Consider the following 393-nt stretch of genomic DNA (forward strand, 5'->3'; position numbering starts at 1 on the left):
GTCCTGGATGGAGAATTCAACCTGCTGACCTTCTGCCAGAGTTTTGAAACCATCGCTGACGATAGCGGAAAAATGCACGAAAACATCTTTCGAGCCATCGGCTGGAGTGATAAAGCCGAAGCCTTTGCTTTCGTTGAACCATTTTACGTGACCGGTAATCTTAGTCATTTGACTTTCCTTTACTTGATAAACCTGCCTTGACGGCACTTACGGCGCGAAGGCCCTGCGTTCTGTAGGTCTTCTTTCGCCGCCAGTTATTAACGCATAATCGTCGTGACAGGGCAAATTTTTTCGTTCCTTATTAAAACAGCAGGTTACAGGACTAATTTTGCAAAATGGCCTGCGCGCTTCCGCCGGAAGGATGTCGGCGCAATCGTTTTCGTATATACTGCG

General features: G+C 47.3%; 1 protein-coding gene. It reads right to left on the reverse strand.

Features of this window, described 5'->3' with window-relative positions:
- A partial coding sequence (locus AAZR93_RS21625; RefSeq protein ID WP_434721046.1) for a cold shock domain-containing protein occupies positions 1-168 on the reverse strand: 168 nt, incomplete at its 3' end.
- Between the last annotated feature and the right edge of the window lie 225 nt (positions 169-393).

The sequence above is a fragment of the Providencia sp. Je.9.19 genome (assembly GCF_051129765.1).
Lineage (GTDB): Bacteria > Pseudomonadota > Gammaproteobacteria > Enterobacterales > Enterobacteriaceae > Providencia.